Raw genomic sequence first — 20,313 nt, 5'->3', positions numbered from 1 at the left:
TTAACCAATGCAAGAGACCAATAGGGTAGGTATATGAGACGCGCAAAAATTGTGGCTACGTTCGGCCCGGCAATTGCCAGCTACGAGAACACCCTGGCTGTGCTGGAGGCTGGCGTTGACGTCGCCCGCATGAACATGAGCCACGGCGACTACACCGTGCATGACAACACCTACGAAAACGTCCGCAAGGCGGCCTCCGACCTGGGCAAGGCCGTGGCGATCATGGCCGACCTGCAGGGTCCCAAGATCCGTCTGGGACGTTTCGTCGATGGTCCGCATGCGCTGGCCGTTGGTGACATCTTCACCATCACCACCGAGGACGTTCCCGGTACCCAGGAGATCTGCTCCACCACCCTGAAGAGCCTCACCGAGGACGTCCGGGTGGGCGACGCCCTGCTGATCGACGACGGCAAGGTGGCCCTGCGTGCCATCGAGGTGGACGACGTCAAGGTCGTCGCCGAGGTGACCGTCGGCGGCATGGTGTCCAACAACAAGGGCATCAACCTCCCGGGCGTGGCCGTCAACGTTCCCGCGCTGAGCGAAAAGGATGAGGACGACCTGCGCTGGGCGATGCGCCGCGGCGTCGACCTGGTGGCCCTGTCCTTCGTCCGCGACGCTTCCGACATTGCCCGGGTGCACGAGATCATGGACGAGGAAGGCCGCCGCGTGCCGGTCATCGCCAAGATCGAGAAGCCGCAGGCCGTTGAGCAGCTGCCGGAGATCATCGACGCGTTCGACGCGATCATGGTGGCCCGTGGCGACCTCGGTGTTGAGCTTCCGTTGGAGGAAGTTCCGATCGTGCAGAAGCGCGCCATTGAGCTGGCCCGCCGCTGGGCGAAGCCGGTCATCGTAGCCACCCAGGTGCTCGAGTCCATGATCGATAACCCGCGCCCCACCCGGGCAGAGGCGTCCGACTGCGCCAACGCCGTCCTGGACGGTGCTGACGCGGTCATGCTTTCCGGTGAGACCAGCGTCGGCAAGTACCCCATCGAGACGGTCAAGACCATGGCCCGGATCATCGAATCCACCGAGGTCCACGGCCTGGAGCGCGTCCCCCCGCTGGGCACCAAGCCCCGGACCCGTGGCGGTGCCATCACGCGTGCCGCCGTCGAAATCGCCGACCAGCTGGACGCCAAGTACATCTGTGCGTTCACCCAGTCCGGCGACTCCGCGCGGCGCCTGTCCCGCCTGCGGCCCATTAAGCCGGTGTTTGCGTTCACCCCGGTGGAGCAGGTCTGGAACCAGATGGCCCTGACGTGGGGCATCCAGCCGGTGCTCGTGCAGATGGTGGACCACACCGACGCCATGACCGCGCAGGTTGACCGCAGCCTCGAGGAAATGGGCCTGGTGGAGGACGGTGACCTGGTGGTCATCGCTGCCGGCTCGCCTCCCGGAAAGGCTGGCTCCACGAACTCCCTGAAGGTGCACAAGGTGGGCGACCTCGCCGACTCCACCCGCGCCGGAGAGCTCGCGAGCAACAAGGAAAAGCTCGGCCCCTGGCCGGAAAAGAAGAAGAGGAACCAGGCCGCCCAGGCCTAGCCTCCAACGTGAAAGGACCCCTGCCGGTTGGCAGGGGTCCTTTTGCGTTGGTGACGTTGGGCTTTCGGTGACCGGGCCGGCGTCGTAATGCCTGTCCGGCCGGCCCGCGGCCTAGTTGACCTGGTTGATGATGGTTTCGGCGACCTCACGCATGCTGAGGCGGCGGTCCATGGAGGTCTTCTGGATCCAGCGGAAGGCTTCCGGTTCCGTCAGGCCCATCTTGGTGGTGAGGAGGCTCTTGGCACGTTCGACAAGCTTGCGGGTGGCGAACTGCTCCTGCAGGTCGGAGACTTCGCTTTCGAGGGCCTTGATTTCCTCGTGGCGGGAGAGCGCGATTTCCAGGGCGGGGATGAGGTCCGCCGGGGTGAACGGCTTCACCACGTACGCCATCGCGCCGGCGTCGCGGGCACGCTCCACGAGTTCCTTCTGGCTGAAGGCGGTCAGCAGCACCACGGGGGCGATGCGGGCCTTGACGATCTTTTCGGCCGCGGAGATGCCGTCCATGACGGGCATCTTGACGTCCATGAGGACCAGGTCCGGCTTCAGTTCCTCGGCGAGCTGGACGGCCTTCTCGCCGTTGTCCGCCTCGCCCACGACGTCGTAGCCTTCGCCGCGCAGGATCTCGATGATGTCGAGGCGGATGAGGGTTTCATCCTCTGCCACAATGACGCGGCGCGCCGGCTGGGACGTGGGCTTGGACTCCGTCTGTTCAGTCACGGGATCTCCTTGAAAAGGTACGGCGGGACAGCACTATCTTAGGTGCCACCGCGGTTGTACTTGGCTTGCAGGGGTTCGTTTGCGGCGACGGCGGCGCGATTCTGGAATTCAGCCTATCTGCATGTAGAGTAATTCCGCGTACGTGAAGCGATCGCGTTGCTCACAGTCAGCTGTGGGCGTACCTTCGGTTCATGTAATCCGCGCCCGAGTGGCGGAATTGGCAGACGCGCCGCACTCAAAATGCGGTATCGAAAGGTGTGTGGGTTCGAGTCCCACCTCGGGCACAGTGTTTCCGCAGGTCAAGCGCCTGTTTCTTCTTTGAGTGTTGACAAAACTTGACAGCAGTAGGTCCTCGGGCGTAGTGGCTCGGCGCTGCTGCGATAGCAGCGATCAGGATGACAACGGACGACGGCGGGAATCCCGCCGTCGTCCGTTGTTTGGTCTTCAGGCTCTATAGGCCCATTGTGCGAGCAGCCGCCCGTCGTCGTCGTTCTTTTGGACGTACACCTACATCCTCATTGGGTCCGCGGACTGCGCCGCGGAGATTTCCAGCCTGCCTCTAAGTTTGCTGAGCCGTTGACCGGGACATAGGGAGTATCCCGGGGGTGAGATCGGCGGCCACGTATCCGGTCCTGAGCTATCTCGGGACCATGCACCAGTGGAATCCCGGCGTCCTGACGCCGGAAGAAATTGAAGCGATGAGCGGAACCCGCTACTCGGAGGCTCCGACCGCACTGGAGCATGTTGAGCAGCTGGGCAAAGAGGACCGGCAGATTCTCCGGGCACTGGAACGCGATGGCCACGCCAGCTATGAGGAACTGGCGCGCATCACTGGACTCTCGGTGCAGACCGCCCAGCGCAGGGTCGCACGGATGCGGCGCGAGGGCACACTGTTCATCCGCGCAGTCTTCGAGCCTGCGCTGCTCGGCTTGCCGGTAGAGGTGCTGCTGTGGATCAAAGTGCCGTTTCCGGAACTGGACCGCGTGGAAGCGGAAATGCTTCCTTCCCCGTCAGTCCGGTACGCTGCGGTCCTCGCCGGTGACTTCCAGCTTGTTGTCGATGCCGTCTTTCCCAGCCGCGCGGCACTCTCTAGCTACCTGAAAGAGTCTGCATGGGCCACCCGGGCGCAGGCCATCGAGCCGGCCGTGGTGGTAGACGCGCTGAAGCGCAGCGGAACGATGGCGTTGTCGTTCGGCGAAGACCTCGGAGGGTACGGCACCTGACGCGTGGGTCGCCCTCGCGGTGTCTTTGAAAAGCGCACCGGATGTTCACGGCTCGCTTTTCACTGGCTTATTGCGTTGTTCCTGCCACTACTGCGGGACCTTCGCCAGCGTTTCCTGCTCTGCGGCGATGGTGGTGTTGTCGCCGTGGCCGGCGCGGACCACCGTTTCCGCGGGCAGCGTCAGGAGCCGTCCGCGGATGGAGGTGAGGATGGTGGGGTAGTCGCTGTAGGACCGGCCGGTGGCGCCGGGGCCGCCGTTGAACAGCGTGTCTCCGGTGAAGACCGTGCCTTCGCTTTCGAGGTAGAAGCAGGTGGACCCCGGGGAGTGGCCCGGGGTATGGATGGCCTTCAGCGTCGCCCCGCCCACCTCGAACACCTCACCGTCGGAGTGGTAAGCGTCCGGTTTCGCGTCCGGGTAGACCTGCTCCCAGAGCACCAGATCCTCGGCGTTCAGGAGGATCGGGGCGCCCAGGGCGTCAGCGACTTCGCGGGCGGCGCCGATGTGGTCGTTGTGCGCGTGCGTGAGCAGGATGGCTTTGACCTTGCGGTTGCGGACCTGGTTGATGATCGCGGCGGCGTCGTGGGGTGCGTCGATGATGACGCATTCCTCATCATTGCCCACGATCCAGACGTTGTTATCCACGTCCCAGGTGCCGCCGTCGAGCGAAAACGTGCCCGAGGTGACCAGGTTCTCGATGGTGACGCTCATGCGGACGCCCCAGCGCGCTGGACCTGGACGACGGACCGCAGCACCTTGCCTTCGTGCATCTTGCCGAAGGCTTCCTCCACCTGGTCGATGCTGATGCGTTCGGACACGAAGGCCTCGAGGTCCAGGTTGCCCTGCTTGTAGTGGGACACGAGCATGGGGAAGTCGCGGGAGGGCAGGCAGTCGCCGTACCAGGAGGACTTCAGCGAGCCACCGCGGCCGAAGACGTCAAGGAGCGGCAGTTCGAGCGTCATTTCCGGGGTCGGGACGCCGACCAGGACCACGCGGCCGGCGAGGTCGCGGGCGTAGAAGGCCTGCTTGTACGTTTCGGGACGGCCGACGGCGTCAATCACCACGTCCGCTCCGTGGCCTCCGGTGAGGGCGCGGATGGCCTCCACGGCGTCCTCCTGCTTGGAGTTCACGCCATGGGTGGCGCCGAGGGACGTGGCCATGCCGATCTTGTTGTCGTCGATGTCCACGGCGATGATCGTCGTCGCACCCGCCAGCCTGGCCCCGGCGATCGCGGCGATGCCCACACCGCCGCAGCCGATCACTGCCACGGACTCGCCGCGCTTGACCTCGCCGGTGTTGATGGCGGCACCGATGCCGGCCATGATGCCGCAGCCCAGCAGCCCCACCGCGGCGGCATCAGCCTCGGGGTCTACCTTGGTGCACTGCCCGGCAGCAACCAGGGTCTTCTCAGCGAAGGCACCAATGCCCAGGGCGGGAGACAACTCAGTGCCGTCCTCCAGGGTCATCTTCTGCGTGGCGTTGTGGGTGTTGAAGCAGTACTGCGGCTGGCCCTTGGCGCAGGCGCGGCACTGGCCGCACACGGCCCGCCAGTTCAGGATCACCCTGTCCCCGGGCGCCACAGAGGTGACGTCCGGGCCGACGGCGCTGACAACGCCGGTGGCCTCATGGCCTAGCAGGTACGGGAAGTCGTCGCCGATGCCGCCCTGCTTGTAATGCAGGTCCGTGTGGCAGACGCCGCAGGTCAGGATGTCCACCAGCGCCTCGCCCCGGCCCGGATCCGGCACCAGGATGGTCTCCAGCGACACCGGAGCATTCTTCTCCCGGACAACAACTGCTTGGACTTTATGAACCATGAATGCGTACCTTCGTTTGTGTTCTTGCTGTTGAACCGGCGGATCAGATGTTTCTGGTGGTGAGATGCCAGATTCTGTGGGTCCCGACGCTGAGGAGTTGGCGGTCACCACTGGAAATTCTGCGGACCCAGATCACGCCGATGTCCGCTGCGGTTTCTTCTACTTGGAGCCCGTCCTGGTAGAAGAGATCTTCTGAGACGGCGACCCTGTCGCCGGCCCGGAGAATGGACCAGTCCTCTACTTCAACTGCATGGGTATGGCGGTTCATTGAATCCTCCGCAATATCGCTTGGCACTACCGCTCGCTGTAACTACGAAGCGGGCCCCAGCCTTGGCCTTCCGCGGTGGGGGCACCGCCTGCGGCGTTGCCCCCACCGGTCAGTGGTGTTTCAGCCGTTGATGACCTGGGGCACGCCGAGGTGTTTGAGTCCTTCGACGCCGAATTCGAGCCCGTAGCCGGATTGTTTCGCGCCACCGAAAGGGATACGTGGGTCGACGGCGCCGTGTTTGTTGATCCAGACGGTACCTGCCTGGATGCGCGTTGCGACGTCACGTGCCGTTGCCAGGTCGGAGGACCAGACGGAGGCGCCGAGGCCGACGTCGAGGGCGTTTGCTTTCTGGATTGCTTCGTCGATGGTGCTGTAGCGGATGATGGGCAGGGCAGGGCCGAATTGTTCTTCGGCGACGAGTGGGTTGTCGTTGTCGACGTCGGCCACGAGGGTGGTGGGGTAGAAGTAGCCGGGCTGGTCAGTGTCCGGGTTTCCGCCGAGGAGGACGCGGGCCCCGGAGGCTTTGGCGGCCTCGACCAGGTTCGCGACGATCTCGTACTGTGCCTTGTTCTGCAGCGGTCCCAGGACGTTGTTTTCGTCCAGGCCGTTGCCCATCGGCATGGCCTTGGCCACATTGGTGAGCTCCTCGCAGACGGCGTCGTAGATGTCGTCGTGGACGTAGAGGCGTTTCAGGGCAGCGCAGGTTTGGCCGGTGTTGATGAAGGCACCCCAGAACAGACCTTCGGCGATGGCCTTCGGGTCGGCGTCGGGCAGGACGATGCCGGCGTCGTTACCGCCGAGCTCCAGGGTGAGCCGCTTGACGGTGTCCGCGGAGGATTTGATGATCGCCTTGCCCGTTGCGGTGGAGCCGGTGAACATGATCTTCCCGATGGAAGGGTGCGAGGCGAGGGCCTCGCCTACATCGCGTCCGCCGGAGACCACGGTGAGGAGCCCTTCGGGCAGGGCTTCGTTGATGGTTTCAACGAGGGCAAGCACGCTGAGCGGGGTGTATTCGGAGGGTTTAACCACCACGGCGTTGCCCATTCTCAGTGCGGGGGCGACCTGCCAGACGGTGATCATCATGGGCCAGTTCCATGGCCCGATGGCCCCGACGACGCCGATGGGCCGGTAATGTAGCTCCGCACGGGTTTCACCGTCATCGACCAGGGTTTCCGCTTCGAGCGGTGTCCCGGCGGCGGCGCGGAGCCAGGCGGCGCAGGCGCCGACTTCGAAGCGGGCGTTGGGGCCGTTCAGCGGTTTGCCCTGCTCGCGGGACAGCAATTGGGCGAGTTCTTCCGCGCGCGCTTCGACGGCGTCGGCGGCCTTCAGCAGTGCAGCGGACCGTGCCTCATGGCCGAGTGTGGCCCAGCCGGGCTGGGCGGCGACTGCCACGTCGATGGCGTGCTGCAGGTCCGCGACCGTCTGGACGGGGGCGTCGCCGACGGGTTCACCGGTGGCGGGATTGAAGATGGTCCTGGTGAAGACGGAGTCCTGGGTAAGGACAGGCGTGGTGTTCATGGCATTCTCCTCATTGAGTGGTTAGTTGTTGTTCCGGGTGAATCCGGGATGGTCACCATTGGTTTTGATCAGCTGGGTCGTTGAGTGTTTCCAGTGCCAGACGGAGTTGCTCGATCATGTGTTGGGCGTGTTCGAGTTCGAAGACGAGCGGTGGCCTCATTTTGAGGACGTTTTCGTGGCGACCGATCTTTCCGATCAGGACGCCGCGGGAACGCATCTCTTCTGTGAGTGCCTTGGTGGCGGCAGGGTCCGGCGTCGCATCGTCGGGATTGACGATTTCCAGGCCAAAGAAGAGGCCCCGGCCGCGTACGTTCTTGATCCTGGGGTTGCCCTTAGTAAGGGCTGCGAGTTCGTCAGCGATGTATTTGCCGAGTTGGTGTGCATTGTCAAGAAGCCCGTTCTCTTCCATGACCTGCAGGACAGCAAGGCCGGCTGCCGACGAAACGGGGTTTCCAGCAAACGTGTTGAAGTAGGTGTTGTTTTCCCCGAATTCCTCCATCAGTGCGTGCGTGGTTATGACGCCACCTACGGGGTGGCCGTTGCCCATCGGCTTGCCAAGTGTCACCAGATCAGGGGTCCTGGCGAAAGCCTGGTGGCCCCACATGTGGTTGCCGGTCCGTCCGAAGCCTGACTGGACCTCGTCCGCGATGATCAGTCCCCCGGCAGCACGGACCCGGTCGGTGACCGCCTCGATGTAGCCCTCGGGGGTCTGCAGGAGTCCCTCGGTTGAGAACAGCGGGTCATACAGGATGGCTGAGACGCCGTAGCCTTCGGCCTGGAGCGAGGAGATGGCTGCGTCGACGTCGCGCAGCGCTTCCTGGAGGAGACGCTTTCGTTTAGCCGGTGTCAGCCCTGCTGCGTCCGGAATACGAAGGGGGCGTACGTGGGCGCCGAGGGGTTCTTTGACCTGGAGGCCGGTGGTCAATTCGGCAAGGGTCGTGGTGTTGCCGTGGTAGCTGTGGTCCGAAATAAGGATGCCGATGTTGCCGGTGTGTTGCCGTGCGATTCGCAGCGCGAGCTCGTTTGCTTCCGATCCGCTGTTGGTGAAAAACACCCGCTCCAAGGGGGAATCAAAGAGCGCCAGCAGCTTTTCCGCGTACTCAACGACGCGGGAGTTGAGGTACCTCGTGTGGAGGTTGACGGTCTGCAGCTGGGCTGTGATTGCTTCGCGGACGACAGGGTTGGAGTGTCCGACGTGGGGAACGTTGTTGTAGACATCCAGGTAGGTCTTGCCGGTGGCGTCGTGGACCCACACGCCTTCGCCGGCGACGATTTCCAGGGGAGTGGCATAGAACAGCGGGGAGTGGCGCCCGATGGTGCGTTCGCGGCGGTCAATGAGGCTTTCTTGAAGGAGCGCGTCGGGTGCCGGTTCTGTGGCTGTTTCGAGTGTCATTGCTGTCCTTGGCCGTTGGTGGGGAATTAAGTCCGGAACATGAGTCGGTGGGTGTTGCCGAGGTCGGGCGGTCGATGGCCGGCCCCGGCAACCGGTTAGAGGGCTTGGGCGCCGGCAGTAGCGACCAGGTGGTCGTTTTCCACGGTGCTGCCGCTGACACCGATGGCGCCGACGGTGACCCCGTCTTTGGTCAGTGGGATGCCTCCGGGAAAGGTGATCAGGCCGCCATTGGATACTTCGATGTTGAACAGCGGTCCGCCGGGCTGCGAGATGGAGCCGATGGCTCCGGTCGGCATGTCGAAGTAGCGCGCCGTGCGTGCCTTCTTGATGGCGATGTCGATGCTGCCAAGCCACGCACCGTCCATGCGGGTGAAGGCCTTGAGGTTTCCGCCGGCGTCTACAACGGCAATGTTCATTAGGGTTTCCGAGGACAGGGCTGCCTCTCGTGCCGCTTCAACTATCTTGTGTGCTTCTTGCTGCGTGATGTCGTTCATCTGTTGCTCCGAAATCTTTTCCTGTTTAAGGGCGTAGTTGTATTGACTGGCGTAGAGCCAGCCCTGGTTAGGTGCTAACGCGCGCGGGGGTTTTGTTAGACGAGAGCTGCCGGTTTTGCGGCTGCCTTTATTAAGTCGGGGAAGTCAGGGGCTGTTATTTCAGTGATCAACCCTTCCCAACAGGTACGCAGTTCCCCTGCGTAGTCGGCGTCGTCGTTGGGTGCGGCGTTGCCCATGGCGGTGATCCACAGTCCGCTGTTGGACCAATGAGCCACTGCCATGAAGAGCCTGGCGCGCGCCATTTTTACCGGGTCAGTGTTGCCGAAGTAGGCCTCAAAGAGTGCGCGTGCCTTCTCTTTCCCGAATCCGTTTTGCGCTGCAATGAATCCAATCTCGTAGCACGGGTCCGAGTTGCCGGCGAGATCCCAGTCGATGATGTTGTAGGTCATCGAGGAGGTGTCCTTGATGATGTTTGCATCCCAAATGTCCAAATGGCAGGGAACAAACTGGGAAGGATCCAGGGCCAGGACGGTCTCCAGACGGTCCATCAGGGCCTGGATGGCTGACGTTCCTGGCGGCAGCTCGATACCTTGTCTTCTGGCGGCCTCCATCCTTTGTCGGGCCAGGTTGAAGGGGTTGATGTCGTTGAGGAACCGGCGGCCGGAGTGATGAAGCCGGTGAAGGGCAGGGACGAGTCGGGTGACGGAGTCATCGTCGTCGCTTAGCCTCGGGTGGCCTCCCGGAACAAAGTCGAGGGCCAGCGCCAAGGGTTCGTTTGAGACTGTTATGACGGGCGCGCCTACGCCGATGTCGGCGGCAATTCTCGTGTTCTCCAGAACCACGTGGGCGGCGGGCAGAACTCCTACCGTTTCCCAGTAGTTGTTCCAGAGCTTGACGACGCAACGACGGGAACCGTCCTCCACGAGGTAGTTCTTATGGGCCTGGCCGCCGGAGAGGGAATGTGCGGTGACGTGACAGCCACCCCAGTCGGGGTTCGTCGAAAGCACCGCCTCAATGCTGGTGATTTCGGTATCAGGGACGATGGTCATTACGATTGGATGTCCTTCGATGTTCGAATGCAGGTGCACTGTGTTGGGGTCGGAGGTAGTCCTGGCTGCACTGTTCGCACTGTTTCACGAGCTCCCACAAGCTCTGTAACGGTGCGGTCAGGACATCTGCCGGTGTCACTGTTTACGCCTTTGCTGTGGCGAAGCGTGAAGGCAGGAACAGGTTTGTTTCGGGGCGGGAAATGCCGTCGACATGATCGGCCAGCATTTCACCAACAACCGCTGCATAGCGGAACCCCCGGCCCATGTCTCCGGTGCCGATGACGACATTGGACGACTCCGGGTGTCCACCAATAACCCAATGGCCGTCCTCCACCTCAGACCACATGCATACGGTGGTCGATACCGGGTTGGTGTCGATGTCCGGGAGCCTGGCGCTGAGGACTTCCTGGATCCGTTCGAGGTCTCCGGGCCTGAGGTCCTGACTAAGGTCCTCGGGATCGATCCAGTTTCCCTTCCCGGGGACAGAGAACTTCCATTCACCGTTAGGCTCGGAGCAACCGTAAGCCGGTGCCTCGTCCGATCCTGGGGGCTTGGCGAAGTAGATGGCCGGCTTCGGTGGCCCGTCCTGGCGGAAATTGGCCAGCACCTGACGGTCCACCTTGTAGGGCAGATCCAGTTGCATCAAATGGTTGGCGCGGGCACCCACGGTGACGACGACCTTGTCGGCCGAGTAGTTACCCTGATCCGTGCTCACGACGATGCCCGAAGCGCTCTCATCCCAGCCTTGAACCGCTTCTCCCGTGCGCAGGGTTGCGCCGAGCCGGCGAGCCTCCGACTGCAGGGCCTTGATGGCGGGGTGAACGAGGGCAACGGTGCCGTTTGGCTCCCATACGGCGACTTCGTCGTCTTTAATCGTGGCCCAAGGGAACCGCTTCCGAGCCGTCGACGCGTCAAGGGCATCGTACTCAAAATCGGACGCGTTCAGGGATGCCACCGTTTTGTCGAACCACATCGATCCGGGTTCACCGACGAACACAGTTCCCGAACGTTCCAACAGCCGGGTCCCGGTTTTCGCGGCCAACTCGTCCCACAACTCAAAGGTCCGCTTTGTGAAGGTGGTGTACTGGGCTCCTGCGCTGCTGGACTGCCGGGCCAGCCGTGTTGCGCCTCCGTGCGAACCGTGCATGTGCGGTGGGGCAAACTTATCCAGGCCGAGCACAGACTTGCCGCGGGCCGCCAAGTGCCAGGCCGCTGATGAACCCCAGGGGCCCAATCCAATGACAATGACGTCGTAGTGTTGTTTTGACACAAATTCCTCCGTTGTGGTTTTTCAGCCCGGTGGGTCAGACCGTGGCTCGTATGAGAAGTCCGTCCATGAGTAGCCGGATAGCCGCGACGGCCGGCTCGGCGTCCGACGGCCTACGTGCAGCAGCAGCCCCGGCAGCGCGGATTGCCCCGGTGATGGTTGCGGCCAAGGCTTCGGTGGGCGCGTCCTCAGGCAAAGTGCCGCTGTCTTTGGCATCCTTCAGATCGCGCGCGATGAGCTCTTCGAAAGAGCGGGAAGTCGAGCCCATGACATCCGAGAGGGCCGACACCAGGTCCGGTCCCATCACCCCGTAGAACCGGCCCTTTGGCTCCTTTGTCGCCTCCACCAGCGCGGTGGCCAGCGCCGTAATTCTTGCACCGGGGTCCGTGAGGGGATCGCGCAGGCTGATGCCCCGTACGTAGACGGCGTCGGCGATCCGCAGATACACCTCACGGACAATTTCGTCCCTTCCGCCCGGGAAGTGGGCATAAATGGTCCCCCTCGAAATACCCGCCTGCTGGCTAAGGACTTCAAGGGCGGTCGAAGCGTACCCCTCCGAACTCAGCAGCTCGGCTGCGGTGTCGAGAATGTCGCCGCGGGTTCTCATACGGTTGCGTTCCCGAAGGGAGAGGGGCTTGTTGGAGGCACTCATTTTCTGCTCCTTCGCGTGGGTGTCCGGTGATCTGCTTCACAGCATTGCACACCCTCTCCTAAAAGTGAACAGTCTGTGCAAAATTTGACGAGTGCAGCCTAGCCCGCATGCCCCCGTCGCGAACATTGAACACCATGCCCGATGTTTGGATTAGTTAAGCAAGAAATATTTGATGTGTTCTATTGCAGGACGAAACATTCAGTGTTTACCTTTTGTGTATGAAACAGGTCACACCAGGCTTGGCTGGCCGTAACTCCCTTGAGGGCGTCCGGAACTTCCGAAGCCTCGGAGGACTGCCAACGCACGGAGGATCCCGTGTCGCTGAAGGCCTGCTGTACAGGAGTGGGCACTTCGGATACTCGACAGCTCCGGACCGTCAAAGGCTGGAGGCGGCGGGCCTGCACTTCATGGATCTGCGAAGTCCTTGGGAATCCGAAGCCGAAGACCGTTGCGTGCCTGTGTTGAAGGCTGTACAAACGCCACTTCAGGCTAAAGACAGCAGGGACGCGTGGCTGTGGTCTGCGGTTCGCGAAGGTCGCGTGAGCGAGCTTGGCAGGACGCTGACGGCTGCGCGGGCTGAAGAGGCAATGCATCGGCTGTATTCCCGTGACATAGCAGGTAACCCGGCGGTATTTGCCAGCTTCCTTCATTCATTGGCTCGAGTTGAGCTGCCTGTGGTCGTCCACTGCTCGGCAGGGAAGGACAGAACCGGATGGGCAATAGCCATCCTTTTGACCATCCTGGGAGTACCTGAAACCGCGATCCTCGAAGACTATGTTCAGAGTTCATCACCGGAGAACCAATACCTCATCAGAGACTCCGCAGGCAGCGTCGCTCGCATCGACAAGCACCTGCGGACAGTCATCGCACCCTTGCTGCAAGCGCGGCAAGGGTACCTCGAAGCCGCATGGCACAGCGTGGAGCACGCCTGGGGATCACGCCACTCCTACTTGGAAGACGGACTCGGCATCACTCCGGCGCTCACAAGCAAACTCAAGGCACGGCTCCTCGTCTGAGGAAGCCCGACCACGGCTACGGCCATTATCTGCCCGAAAGAGAAAACCCATGATTGATAATGTCAGCGAGTTGCCGGCAACGACGCCGTCCAGCACACCCGTCCAACCGCAAGCAGGCCATCTCCGCTCAAATAAACTCGGCGTCTTCGCCATCGCCTTCTTCGTCATCGCAGCGGCGGCCCCCATGGCGGCCGTCGTCGGTACCGGTCCCGTGGTCTTTGCGGCGGTTGGACCTGCAGCCCCATTGATCTACGCGATCGCCGCACTGCTCATCGCACTCTTCGCCGTCGGATACCTGCGCATGAGCAGGCATGTCACCAACGCCGGCGGCTTTGTCGCCTACATCGCCAAAGGCCTCGGTACACCCTGGGCCACCGCAGGAGCAGGTCTGGCCCTGCTGATGTACCTCAGCCTGCAGGTCGGGCTCTGGTCACAGTTCGGCGTCTTCGCCGGGCAGTTGCTGGAGAGCATCACGGGACTCTCCGTGCCCCCGCTCGTCTGGATTGTCGCATTGCTTCTGATCACCACGGCACTCACCATGCGGGGCGTCGACACGAGCATCCGACTCTTGGCCGTCCTCATCATCGGCGAAACCCTCGTCGTTGCTGCTCTGGTCATTGTGCTCGTTGCCAGCAAGGGGCCGGGAGTCTTCACATTCTCCGGCTTCACCGCTGAGAACCTCTTCAGCCCGGGCCTGGGCATTGCATTGCTGTTCGCCTTCCTGTGCTTCACCAGCTTCGAAGCAACCGTGGTGTTCTCGGAAGAAGCAATCAACCCCCGCAAGACCATCCCGCGGGCCCTCTACGCCGTGATCGCCTTTGTCGGAATTTTTTACACGCTCTCCATCTGGGTTATCGGAGGGGCCATCGGGGTGGACAACATCCAACAGGCGGCAACGGATGACCCTGCAGGATTCATCTTCAACCTCGCCTCCGAAAGCGGAGGGAGCGTCTTGAGCATGGCCATGCAGGTCCTCGTCGTGACCAGCTACCTCGCCATGCTGCTGGGCCTGATGAACATGTTCGCCCGCTACCTTTTCGCCCTCAGCCGTGCCGGAGTACTGCCGGCCAGGCTGGCCACCGTTTCCAGGGATGGGAGTCCCGCCACCGCAGCCCTGTCCAACGGCGTGGCCGTCGGCATCGTCGTGGTTACCTTCCTCGTCCTCGGCGCAGACCCACTGACCGTCGTGTTCGCCTGGTTCAGCGCCCTGGCAACGGCGGCTTTCATCACCATCCTCATCGTGGCGTCCGTATCCATCGTCGTGTACTTCGTCCGGACCAAAGACAACACCAGTATCTGGGCGACCAAGATCGCCCCTACGCTCTCCACCCTGATCCTCTCCTATATCGGCTACGTGACGATCGAGAACTACGACTCCCTCATCGGGCCTGACAACGCCGCCGCAAAGTGGCTGCTCATCCTCATTCCGTCCGCGATGCTTGGCGGCCTGGTATTCGGCAGGAGCAAGCGCGACATCGACTACGCCAAAGAAGTTATCTGAAACGGTTAGCGTGCTGCCGCCNCCGCGGGCGGCAGCACGGTAATTCGTTTCCTCCAGGACCACAACGTCTTCACGAGGTGGCCCAGTGGTATGCCCGCATGGTCTTTGAAGTCTGACGATCGGTCCTCCACGAGTAAGCGAAAGCACACACCTTCGAAACAGAACCGGGAGAGCAGAATGACCCCCACACCAGTTGCAGTTATTACGGGCGGAGGAACCGGAATCGGAGCCGCCTCCGCCGCAGCACTCCAGGGCCAAGGGTGGGAAGTTGTCATCTGTGGACGCCGGCGGGAAGCTATCGCCAAGGTCGCTGACATGACCGGCGCCCGCGCTGTCGTCGCGGATGTTGCTTCCGCTTCCGACATGGAACGGCTGGTCGCCGATACCGTGGAGCAATTCGGCGCTATTAGCGGCCTCGTACTGAATGCCGGAATTGTCCGCGCCGGCAGTGCCGGCGAGTTGTCCGATGAAGACTGGAACGCCATGGTCAGCACCAACCTCACCGGGCCCTTCCTGCTAGTCCGTGCCGCCCTGCCGCACCTGATCAAAGCCAGCGGCTCGATCGTAGGGGTGGCCTCAGCAGCAGCGCTTCGCGCGACGGCTGGAATCGCGGGCTACGACGCCACGAAGGCCGGTCTTGCCATGTTGATGCAATCCATCGCGGTCGATTACGGACCGCTCGGGGTGCGCGCCAACGCGGTATGTCCTGGCTGGACCCGGACGGAAATGGCGGATATGGAGATGGGTGAATTTGCTGAACACAGCGGCATCGATCGCGAGGAAGCCTACAGCCTTGCCACGGCGTTCGTCCCTAGCCGGCGCCCGGCCGCGTCCTCCGAGGTCGCCGATGTCATTGCCTGGCTGCTTTCCGACCGGGCGTCATATGTGAATGCAGCCATGATCCCGGTAGATGGCGGACTAATTGCAGTCGAGCCCGGCGCCATCGCCTTCGATCCCCGGGTGAGGATGGGCACCAATACCGCGGCTTCCACGCCAACGACTGCAAGCCACACAACCTAGAACTCAACCCCCAGCCGCCATAGATGCGCGCCTGTTTCTAGGCACGATTTTGGGCTCCCATCCGGACGCCAAAATCGGGCCCTCCTTTAGGAGGGCCCGCCACGTCCAACACCTGCTCCCGGAGGTCAGCAAGACCGTCGGAGGGGAAGAAGTCGACTGGCGAAGGCCCGGGAATAGTCGAAGTACGCCTAAGAATCTGGAGCCTGCTTGGGCCCGGTTGTGGCAGCGAGGGGCTATGTCCACGTGTACCTGGAGCGGGGTGGGGAAGAACGAGCGCGAACCCCGCCCAACGTACGGGTGTTTCGCCTTGTCACGCGCTATTCCACGTCAGGTTGCGTGCGCTTGATCTCCTACGCCAACTGCCCGCTGTCCCTAACTCAGGTCAGGTTCCTACCCTGTGCCCACTAGCACGCATTGCGGTTTTGGCGGAATCTTCAGGCACCAGCAACTTACTTCAGGCCGCCTACTGTTTCCTGGTTCGGTCCAGTTCACTCATGAGCGGGCCATCGCGGTCATTGCGGTGCGGGTGGCGATGGTGAGGGTGAAGGCTGTTGCGAGTCCGAGTAGTGTCCAGGCGTATATTTCGCGGCCGGGGATACTGGTTGTCGCAAGCCAGCGGATGGCGTAGTTGGTGGTCGCGCCCACGGGGAAGGTGAACACCCAGAATGCTGGTGAGAAGGGTAGCTGGCGGTACTGGGGGAGGAGCATGACCTGCAGTAGCGCCATGATTGCCAGGACGCCGGTGAGGCCGAGTTGCACGGTCCCTGTCGGTCCGGGGTGTGACACCATCCAAGCGATGTTCGCCGTTGCGGGCGCAGCCAGGTAAGCGGACAGTCCCGTCTTGGCGGCTGGTGCCAGCGCGTCTCCGGTCATGAGCCGGACGGTGACGACGGTGCCAACGACGAGCCAGAAGAACACGCCGACGCCGAATGTGGCGATGGCGGCGTCGTGGGCGTGAATGCTTGAGAATCCGATGCTCGCAACGAAGGACCCGGCTACGACGGGCAGGAGGTAGCCGGGGTGGATTGACTGCATCGATACCCCGCCGGCGATCCAGTGGGCGAGAAGTTGTGTGGCGACGATGGCCAGGGCGGCGATGAAGGCCACGCATAACCAATCACACCAGGGCGGCAAATACTGGCTGTAGTGGGAGGACAGCAGGATCCCGACGAGTGGGATGAAGGATGCGAACGGACCTGCCACCTCGTGCTTGAGGTCGGAACGGAATGTTCCTTTCCGCCGAAGGCCCCGGACTACGTACAGGACCGTCAGGACCAGCCATAAGGCGGTGGCGGCTCCGTAGAGGGTTTCTTCCGGCCATTGTGGGGATCCGAGAGAGCTCCTCGCAGCGGACCAGGCGCCGCCCAGGCCGGCAAGCCCCAGCGGTACGCCGAAGCGGCTCAACGCATGCATCCCTGGCTTGGGGTTCAGGGGTTCGCCGGGCTCGTGAGCGGCAGGTGCCAGGGCAACGGCAGTCAGACTTTGTGTCATGGTGTAAGCGCTTCCGGTTGGTGGGGAAAGACCAGGAGAGTACTAGTGGCGGTGGCGAGGAGTTCACCCTCGGCCGAGCAGAGACGGCCCTCGGTGGAAATCAGCCGCGAACCAACTTTCACCACGGACCCCTCTGCTCGAAGGGCGCCCTTCCGGAGCGTCACAGGGCGCAGGTACTTCACTGCCAGGTCGATGGAGGTGTAGCCGAGACCTGCTACCAGGGTGGTGTGCGCTGCGCAGCCGAGGGCCGTGTCAAGGATGGTGCAGGCCAGGCCGCCGTGCACCACGCCAAGGGGGTTGTAGTGCGCTTCTCCCGGCCGGCACTCGAATACCACGTGCCCATGTTTAGCTTCGACGAGATCGAACTTCATCAGGGACGCGATTGGCGGCGGCGCTATGCTGCCGTCGCGGAGGCCGGCAAAGTAGTCGAGGCCCGACAGTCGTGGCAGCTGTTCGAGAGCGATAACCGGATTCACCCAGCTGAACGTCTCCGAGCGCTCTGCAGAGTTGTCAGTCAGCACATGTGCCTTCTCCCTGGTTTCTTGGGGGCATCTTCGAACTTCGCCTGGGATCATGCCGTGACATTGGCTGTCAGGGCAGGGTAAAGATCCACGATCGGGCCGGACAGTCCGCGCTTCACCCCTGCGGTGATGTCATCAACGATGACCTCGTAATCTCCTTGCTCAAGCCCATTGAGCGCCTTCCGCACGACTTCCCCGGGGGCGGTTTTTGGAGCATCCACAGCTTCAGCCATGGCCGTGTCGATGTAGGCGACATGCGCCCCCGTGACGTGCGTGCATTGGGGAGCGAGTTCCATCCGGAAGGAGTTGGTCGCCGACCACAGAGCGGCCTTGGATGCGCTGTAGGCGCCGGTGAGGGCGATCCAGCTGAGCGCCGAGTGGATATTGAGGACCGCTGACGTCCCGCCGGCTGCGAGCACCGGCGCGAATTCCCTGGTCAGGGCGCCCGGTCCGAAGAAATTGGTTTCCATCACGTATCGGATCTCGTCGTCGGGCAGTGCCAGAAGTGCGTCCGATTCCACGGCAACGCCCGCGTTGTTGATGAGGACCGTGACGTCCGGAGCCTGAGCGGCGGCGGCACGGATTGAGTTGGGGTCGGTGACGTCCAGGGCGAGAGGGACGATCCGGGTGTCGTTCCATTCCCGGGGGCGGCGGGCTGTCGCGTAGACCTTCGCCGCGCCGCGGGCGAGGGCCTGTTCGACGCACTCCCGGCCGAGTCCTCCATTCGCGCCCGTAATAAGGACGACGGCGCCAGACAGTTGTGGCATGAATTCTCCTGATCTCAGACAGGGCGCCGACGCGGTCGCAGCAGCCTTCGAAAGTCAGGTTAGCCGAGTCAGTTTGATTTTCCAACTAACTAGTATGCTTGGAGAAAGAAATGAAAGCAGGTACGTCATGACATCAGCCGATACGGCCGGGGCGGCGCCCAGGGCGTGTTTCATCGCGGCCGGGCTTGAAGTGCTGGGCGAGCGGTGGGCGCTGCTCGCGCTTCGTGAGATGTCCTTGGGTGTTCATCGTTTCGACCAGATAGCCCGCAACACCGGCGCCTCCCGCGACATCCTCACGGGCAGGCTGCGGATGCTCGAAAGCCACGGTGTCATTGAGCGCGTTCAATATTCCGAGCACCCCCCGCGCCACGAGTACCACCTCACAAGGTCCGGTGCTGAAGTTGCTCCCATTCTGGTCTCACTCGCGGCCTGGAGCAGTACTTGGATGCGCGACGAGACCCCCCGCGCCTCCTTCTGGCACAGTTGCGGGGCCGACCTGAAACCGGTGCTGACCTGCGCGGCATGCGGCGAGGAATTCAAACAGGGGAGCCTGATGCACGGACCGCCTGTTTCCGCGGCCGACCCGATCCCGGTGGAGCAGTAAAAACCAATATGCAGGACGAGGACGGAACACCCCACAGTCGGTCCTTCCGCAGCGGAGCAAAACTGTGGAAACCATCAAGAGGTACAGCAGGAGCTAAACAAAAGATCCGCGTCGAAATCGCCCGCGCGTACTCAGGCTGGCCTGTGTATGTCTGGTTCTTCATGCGCTTACCGCCGGTCCAGCGTGGTTGGGTGACCGAGAAACTCGTGGGCCTCAACGGGGCCCAACTCGTTACCCCCAGCGGAGGCAATTCGAGATCGCCAAACGGGCGTCAGCGTGACCAGACCACTCCCGTTGCCCTGGGGCACAAATAAGAAACCGGGCGAGAATCTCTAGCCGTCGCTCAGGATAGGTTGTGCAGTGCTGGTTGTCCGGGACGCCCGCACTAGGTGTACTGAGTCAGGACGTTGGTTACATCGTGAATAGGTGAGGACCTCTTGGGTTGGTGGTTACCACACACAGCCAACGACTAAGAGGTCCTCATGTCTCACCGTAATGCCCGTCTGACTCCGAATGGTAGGCGGATCCTCGTCGAGCGCGTCCTCGCCGGCCGTCCCGTCGCTCACGTGGCGAAGGAAATGGGCATCTCGCGGACTTGCGCGCACCGCTGGCTCAGCCGGTACCGTGCCCACGGCTGGGACGGCCTCGAGGACCGCAGCTCCCGACCAAGATCCTGCCCCCACGCCACCTCGGCGGAAGTCGTTGCCGATGTCCTGACCCAGCGCGTGGAGCACCGCGAAGGGCCAACGGACCTGGCTTTGCGCTGCCGCACGAGCGCCCGGACGGTCTCCCGGATTTTGGCCAGGGCGGGCATGCCCAGGTTGTGGGATCTGGACCCGGTGACCGGGGAACGGATCCGCGCGTCCCGGGCTACCGACCGCCGCTACGAACGAGACGCCCCAGGGGACATGATCCATATCGATGTCAAGAAACTTGGCCGGATCCCTGACGGCGGGGGGTGGCGGGCCGACCCTTCCCAGAGCGCGGCAAACCACCGCAAGTCGCATCAGAGGATGGGCTTTGACTACGTCCACGTCGCCGTGGACGACTACACCCGCTTCGCCTACGCCGAGGTCCTGCCCGACGAGAAAGGCCCGACCTGCGCCGGGTTCCTCACCCGGGCCGCCGCCGCCATGGCAGCGAACGGCGCACCCGTCCGGCGTGTCATGACCGACAACGCCTTCGCCTACCGGCTCTCCCGCGACTTCCAGGACGCCTTGGCTGCTTTGGGTGCCAAACATATCCTGATCAAACCCCGCCATCCCTGGCAGAACGGCAAAGCAGAACGCTTCAACCGCACCCTCCAGGAATGCTGGGCCTACCGCCAACCCTTCACATCCAACCAGGCCCGCACCGACGCGCTGCAGCCCTGGCTAAACTTCTACAACAACCACCGGCCGCACGGCAGCCTCGGAGGCAAACCACCCATCAGCAGGTGCAACCAACCTACTGGCTGAGTACA

At 62.8% G+C, this 20,313-nt stretch carries 20 protein-coding genes and 1 tRNA gene; 8 read left to right on the top strand and 13 right to left on the bottom strand.

Annotation, left to right across the window (positions count from 1 at the left end; genetic code table 11):
* Nucleotides 1-33 precede the first annotated feature (33 nt).
* Nucleotides 34-1,539 carry a pyruvate kinase gene (pyk, locus tag ACTJK0_RS13485; protein ID WP_440745510.1) on the top strand — a complete coding sequence of 502 codons (1,506 nt, stop codon included), beginning with the start codon at nucleotides 34-36 and terminating at the stop codon, nucleotides 1,537-1,539.
* A 111-nt stretch (nucleotides 1,540-1,650) separates the two neighbouring features.
* On the opposite strand, the gene ACTJK0_RS13480 is transcribed toward pyk, so the two are convergent.
* Entirely contained in the window at nucleotides 1,651-2,256 is a 606-nt protein-coding gene (locus tag ACTJK0_RS13480) for an ANTAR domain-containing response regulator (RefSeq protein ID WP_009358190.1), read from the bottom strand.
* A 202-nt stretch (nucleotides 2,257-2,458) separates the two neighbouring features.
* On the opposite strand from ACTJK0_RS13480, the gene ACTJK0_RS13475 reads away from it, so the two are divergent.
* Together ACTJK0_RS13475 and ACTJK0_RS13470 are read left to right on the top strand one after the other, a co-directional pair.
* Nucleotides 2,459-2,540: transfer RNA gene (locus ACTJK0_RS13475), tRNA-Leu, on the top strand.
* Between the two features lie 321 nt (nucleotides 2,541-2,861).
* Entirely contained in the window at nucleotides 2,862-3,479 is a 618-nt protein-coding gene (locus tag ACTJK0_RS13470) for an Lrp/AsnC family transcriptional regulator (protein ID WP_440745509.1), read from the top strand.
* An 87-nt stretch (nucleotides 3,480-3,566) separates the two neighbouring features.
* Here ACTJK0_RS13470 and ACTJK0_RS13465 read toward each other — a convergent pair whose 3' ends face one another.
* The 9 genes from ACTJK0_RS13465 to ACTJK0_RS13425 form a co-directional block, all read right to left on the bottom strand.
* Nucleotides 3,567-4,187, bottom strand: a complete 621-nt coding sequence (locus tag ACTJK0_RS13465; RefSeq protein ID WP_440745508.1) for an MBL fold metallo-hydrolase — start codon at nucleotides 4,185-4,187, stop codon at nucleotides 3,567-3,569.
* Nucleotides 4,184-5,290: an S-(hydroxymethyl)mycothiol dehydrogenase gene (locus tag ACTJK0_RS13460; RefSeq protein ID WP_440745507.1), complete on the bottom strand. Its 1,107-nt coding sequence runs from the start codon at nucleotides 5,288-5,290 to the stop codon at nucleotides 4,184-4,186. Before ACTJK0_RS13460 ends, ACTJK0_RS13465 begins: the two co-directional genes overlap by 4 nt.
* Before the next feature lie 43 nt (nucleotides 5,291-5,333).
* Complete coding sequence (locus tag ACTJK0_RS13455) at nucleotides 5,334-5,558, bottom strand: hypothetical protein (RefSeq protein ID WP_440745506.1); 225 nt, start codon at nucleotides 5,556-5,558, stop codon at nucleotides 5,334-5,336.
* 120 nt (nucleotides 5,559-5,678) lie between these two features.
* Nucleotides 5,679-7,076, bottom strand: coding sequence for an aldehyde dehydrogenase family protein (locus tag ACTJK0_RS13450; protein ID WP_440745505.1), 1,398 nt, complete (start codon nucleotides 7,074-7,076; stop codon nucleotides 5,679-5,681).
* Between the two features lie 52 nt (nucleotides 7,077-7,128).
* A complete protein-coding gene (locus tag ACTJK0_RS13445; RefSeq protein ID WP_440745504.1) occupies nucleotides 7,129-8,469 on the bottom strand; it encodes an aspartate aminotransferase family protein in 1,341 nt (446 codons plus the stop codon).
* A gap of 95 nt (nucleotides 8,470-8,564) precedes the next feature.
* The gene (locus ACTJK0_RS13440) at nucleotides 8,565-8,963 is read right to left on the bottom strand and encodes a GlcG/HbpS family heme-binding protein (protein ID WP_440745503.1); all 399 of its coding nucleotides are present in this window, start codon (nucleotides 8,961-8,963) and stop codon (nucleotides 8,565-8,567) included.
* A gap of 95 nt (nucleotides 8,964-9,058) precedes the next feature.
* Nucleotides 9,059-10,012, bottom strand: coding sequence for a phosphotransferase (locus ACTJK0_RS13435; protein WP_440745502.1), 954 nt, complete (start codon nucleotides 10,010-10,012; stop codon nucleotides 9,059-9,061).
* Between the two features lie 142 nt (nucleotides 10,013-10,154).
* Nucleotides 10,155-11,282 carry an N-methyl-L-tryptophan oxidase gene (gene solA / locus ACTJK0_RS13430; protein ID WP_440745501.1) on the bottom strand — a complete coding sequence of 376 codons (1,128 nt, stop codon included), beginning with the start codon at nucleotides 11,280-11,282 and terminating at the stop codon, nucleotides 10,155-10,157.
* Between the two features lie 34 nt (nucleotides 11,283-11,316).
* Nucleotides 11,317-11,931 (bottom strand): TetR/AcrR family transcriptional regulator, encoded by a 615-nt coding sequence (locus tag ACTJK0_RS13425; RefSeq protein ID WP_440745500.1) that lies wholly within the window; start codon nucleotides 11,929-11,931, stop codon nucleotides 11,317-11,319.
* Between the two features lie 218 nt (nucleotides 11,932-12,149).
* Here ACTJK0_RS13425 and ACTJK0_RS13420 point away from each other — a divergent pair, with 218 nt between their 5' ends.
* The 3 genes from ACTJK0_RS13420 to ACTJK0_RS13410 all read left to right on the top strand — a co-directional run bounded on the left by ACTJK0_RS13420 (nucleotide 12,150) and on the right by ACTJK0_RS13410 (nucleotide 15,468).
* Nucleotides 12,150-12,947: a tyrosine-protein phosphatase gene (locus ACTJK0_RS13420; RefSeq protein ID WP_440745499.1), complete on the top strand. Its 798-nt coding sequence runs from the start codon at nucleotides 12,150-12,152 to the stop codon at nucleotides 12,945-12,947.
* A 49-nt stretch (nucleotides 12,948-12,996) separates the two neighbouring features.
* Nucleotides 12,997-14,448 (top strand): APC family permease, encoded by a 1,452-nt coding sequence (locus ACTJK0_RS13415; RefSeq protein ID WP_110545647.1) that lies wholly within the window; start codon nucleotides 12,997-12,999, stop codon nucleotides 14,446-14,448.
* A gap of 177 nt (nucleotides 14,449-14,625) precedes the next feature.
* A complete protein-coding gene (locus ACTJK0_RS13410) occupies nucleotides 14,626-15,468 on the top strand; it encodes an SDR family NAD(P)-dependent oxidoreductase (protein ID WP_440745498.1) in 843 nt (280 codons plus the stop codon).
* Nucleotides 15,469-15,960: 492 nt separating this feature from the next.
* Here the strand turns inward: ACTJK0_RS13410 and ACTJK0_RS13405 are convergent, their stop codons facing one another.
* Genes ACTJK0_RS13405 through ACTJK0_RS13395 form a run of 3 tightly spaced genes read right to left on the bottom strand, consistent with a single transcriptional unit; the run spans nucleotide 15,961 to nucleotide 18,247 of the window.
* The gene (locus ACTJK0_RS13405; RefSeq protein WP_440745497.1) at nucleotides 15,961-16,959 is read right to left on the bottom strand and encodes a TDT family transporter; all 999 of its coding nucleotides are present in this window, start codon (nucleotides 16,957-16,959) and stop codon (nucleotides 15,961-15,963) included.
* On the bottom strand, nucleotides 16,956-17,480 hold the full coding sequence (locus ACTJK0_RS13400; RefSeq protein WP_440745496.1) for a PaaI family thioesterase: 525 nt from the start codon (nucleotides 17,478-17,480) through the stop codon (nucleotides 16,956-16,958). The genes ACTJK0_RS13405 and ACTJK0_RS13400 overlap by 4 nt, the downstream gene beginning before the upstream one ends.
* 50 nt (nucleotides 17,481-17,530) lie before the next feature.
* Complete coding sequence (locus ACTJK0_RS13395) at nucleotides 17,531-18,247, bottom strand: SDR family oxidoreductase (protein WP_440745495.1); 717 nt, start codon at nucleotides 18,245-18,247, stop codon at nucleotides 17,531-17,533.
* Nucleotides 18,248-18,374: 127 nt separating this feature from the next.
* Between ACTJK0_RS13395 and ACTJK0_RS13390 the strand changes: the two genes are divergently transcribed.
* Both ACTJK0_RS13390 and ACTJK0_RS13385 read left to right on the top strand, forming a co-directional pair.
* A complete protein-coding gene (locus tag ACTJK0_RS13390) occupies nucleotides 18,375-18,851 on the top strand; it encodes a winged helix-turn-helix transcriptional regulator (RefSeq protein ID WP_110545725.1) in 477 nt (158 codons plus the stop codon).
* A 482-nt stretch (nucleotides 18,852-19,333) separates the two neighbouring features.
* Nucleotides 19,334-20,308 carry an IS481 family transposase gene (locus ACTJK0_RS13385; protein ID WP_440744822.1) on the top strand — a complete coding sequence of 325 codons (975 nt, stop codon included), beginning with the start codon at nucleotides 19,334-19,336 and terminating at the stop codon, nucleotides 20,306-20,308.
* The last annotated feature ends 5 nt before the right edge of the window (nucleotides 20,309-20,313 follow it).

Origin of the sequence: Paenarthrobacter sp. 22069 (genome assembly GCF_052046035.1) — a bacterium.
Taxonomy (GTDB): domain Bacteria; phylum Actinomycetota; class Actinomycetes; order Actinomycetales; family Micrococcaceae; genus Arthrobacter.
This window is presented reverse-complemented; position numbering and strand designations above follow the sequence as displayed.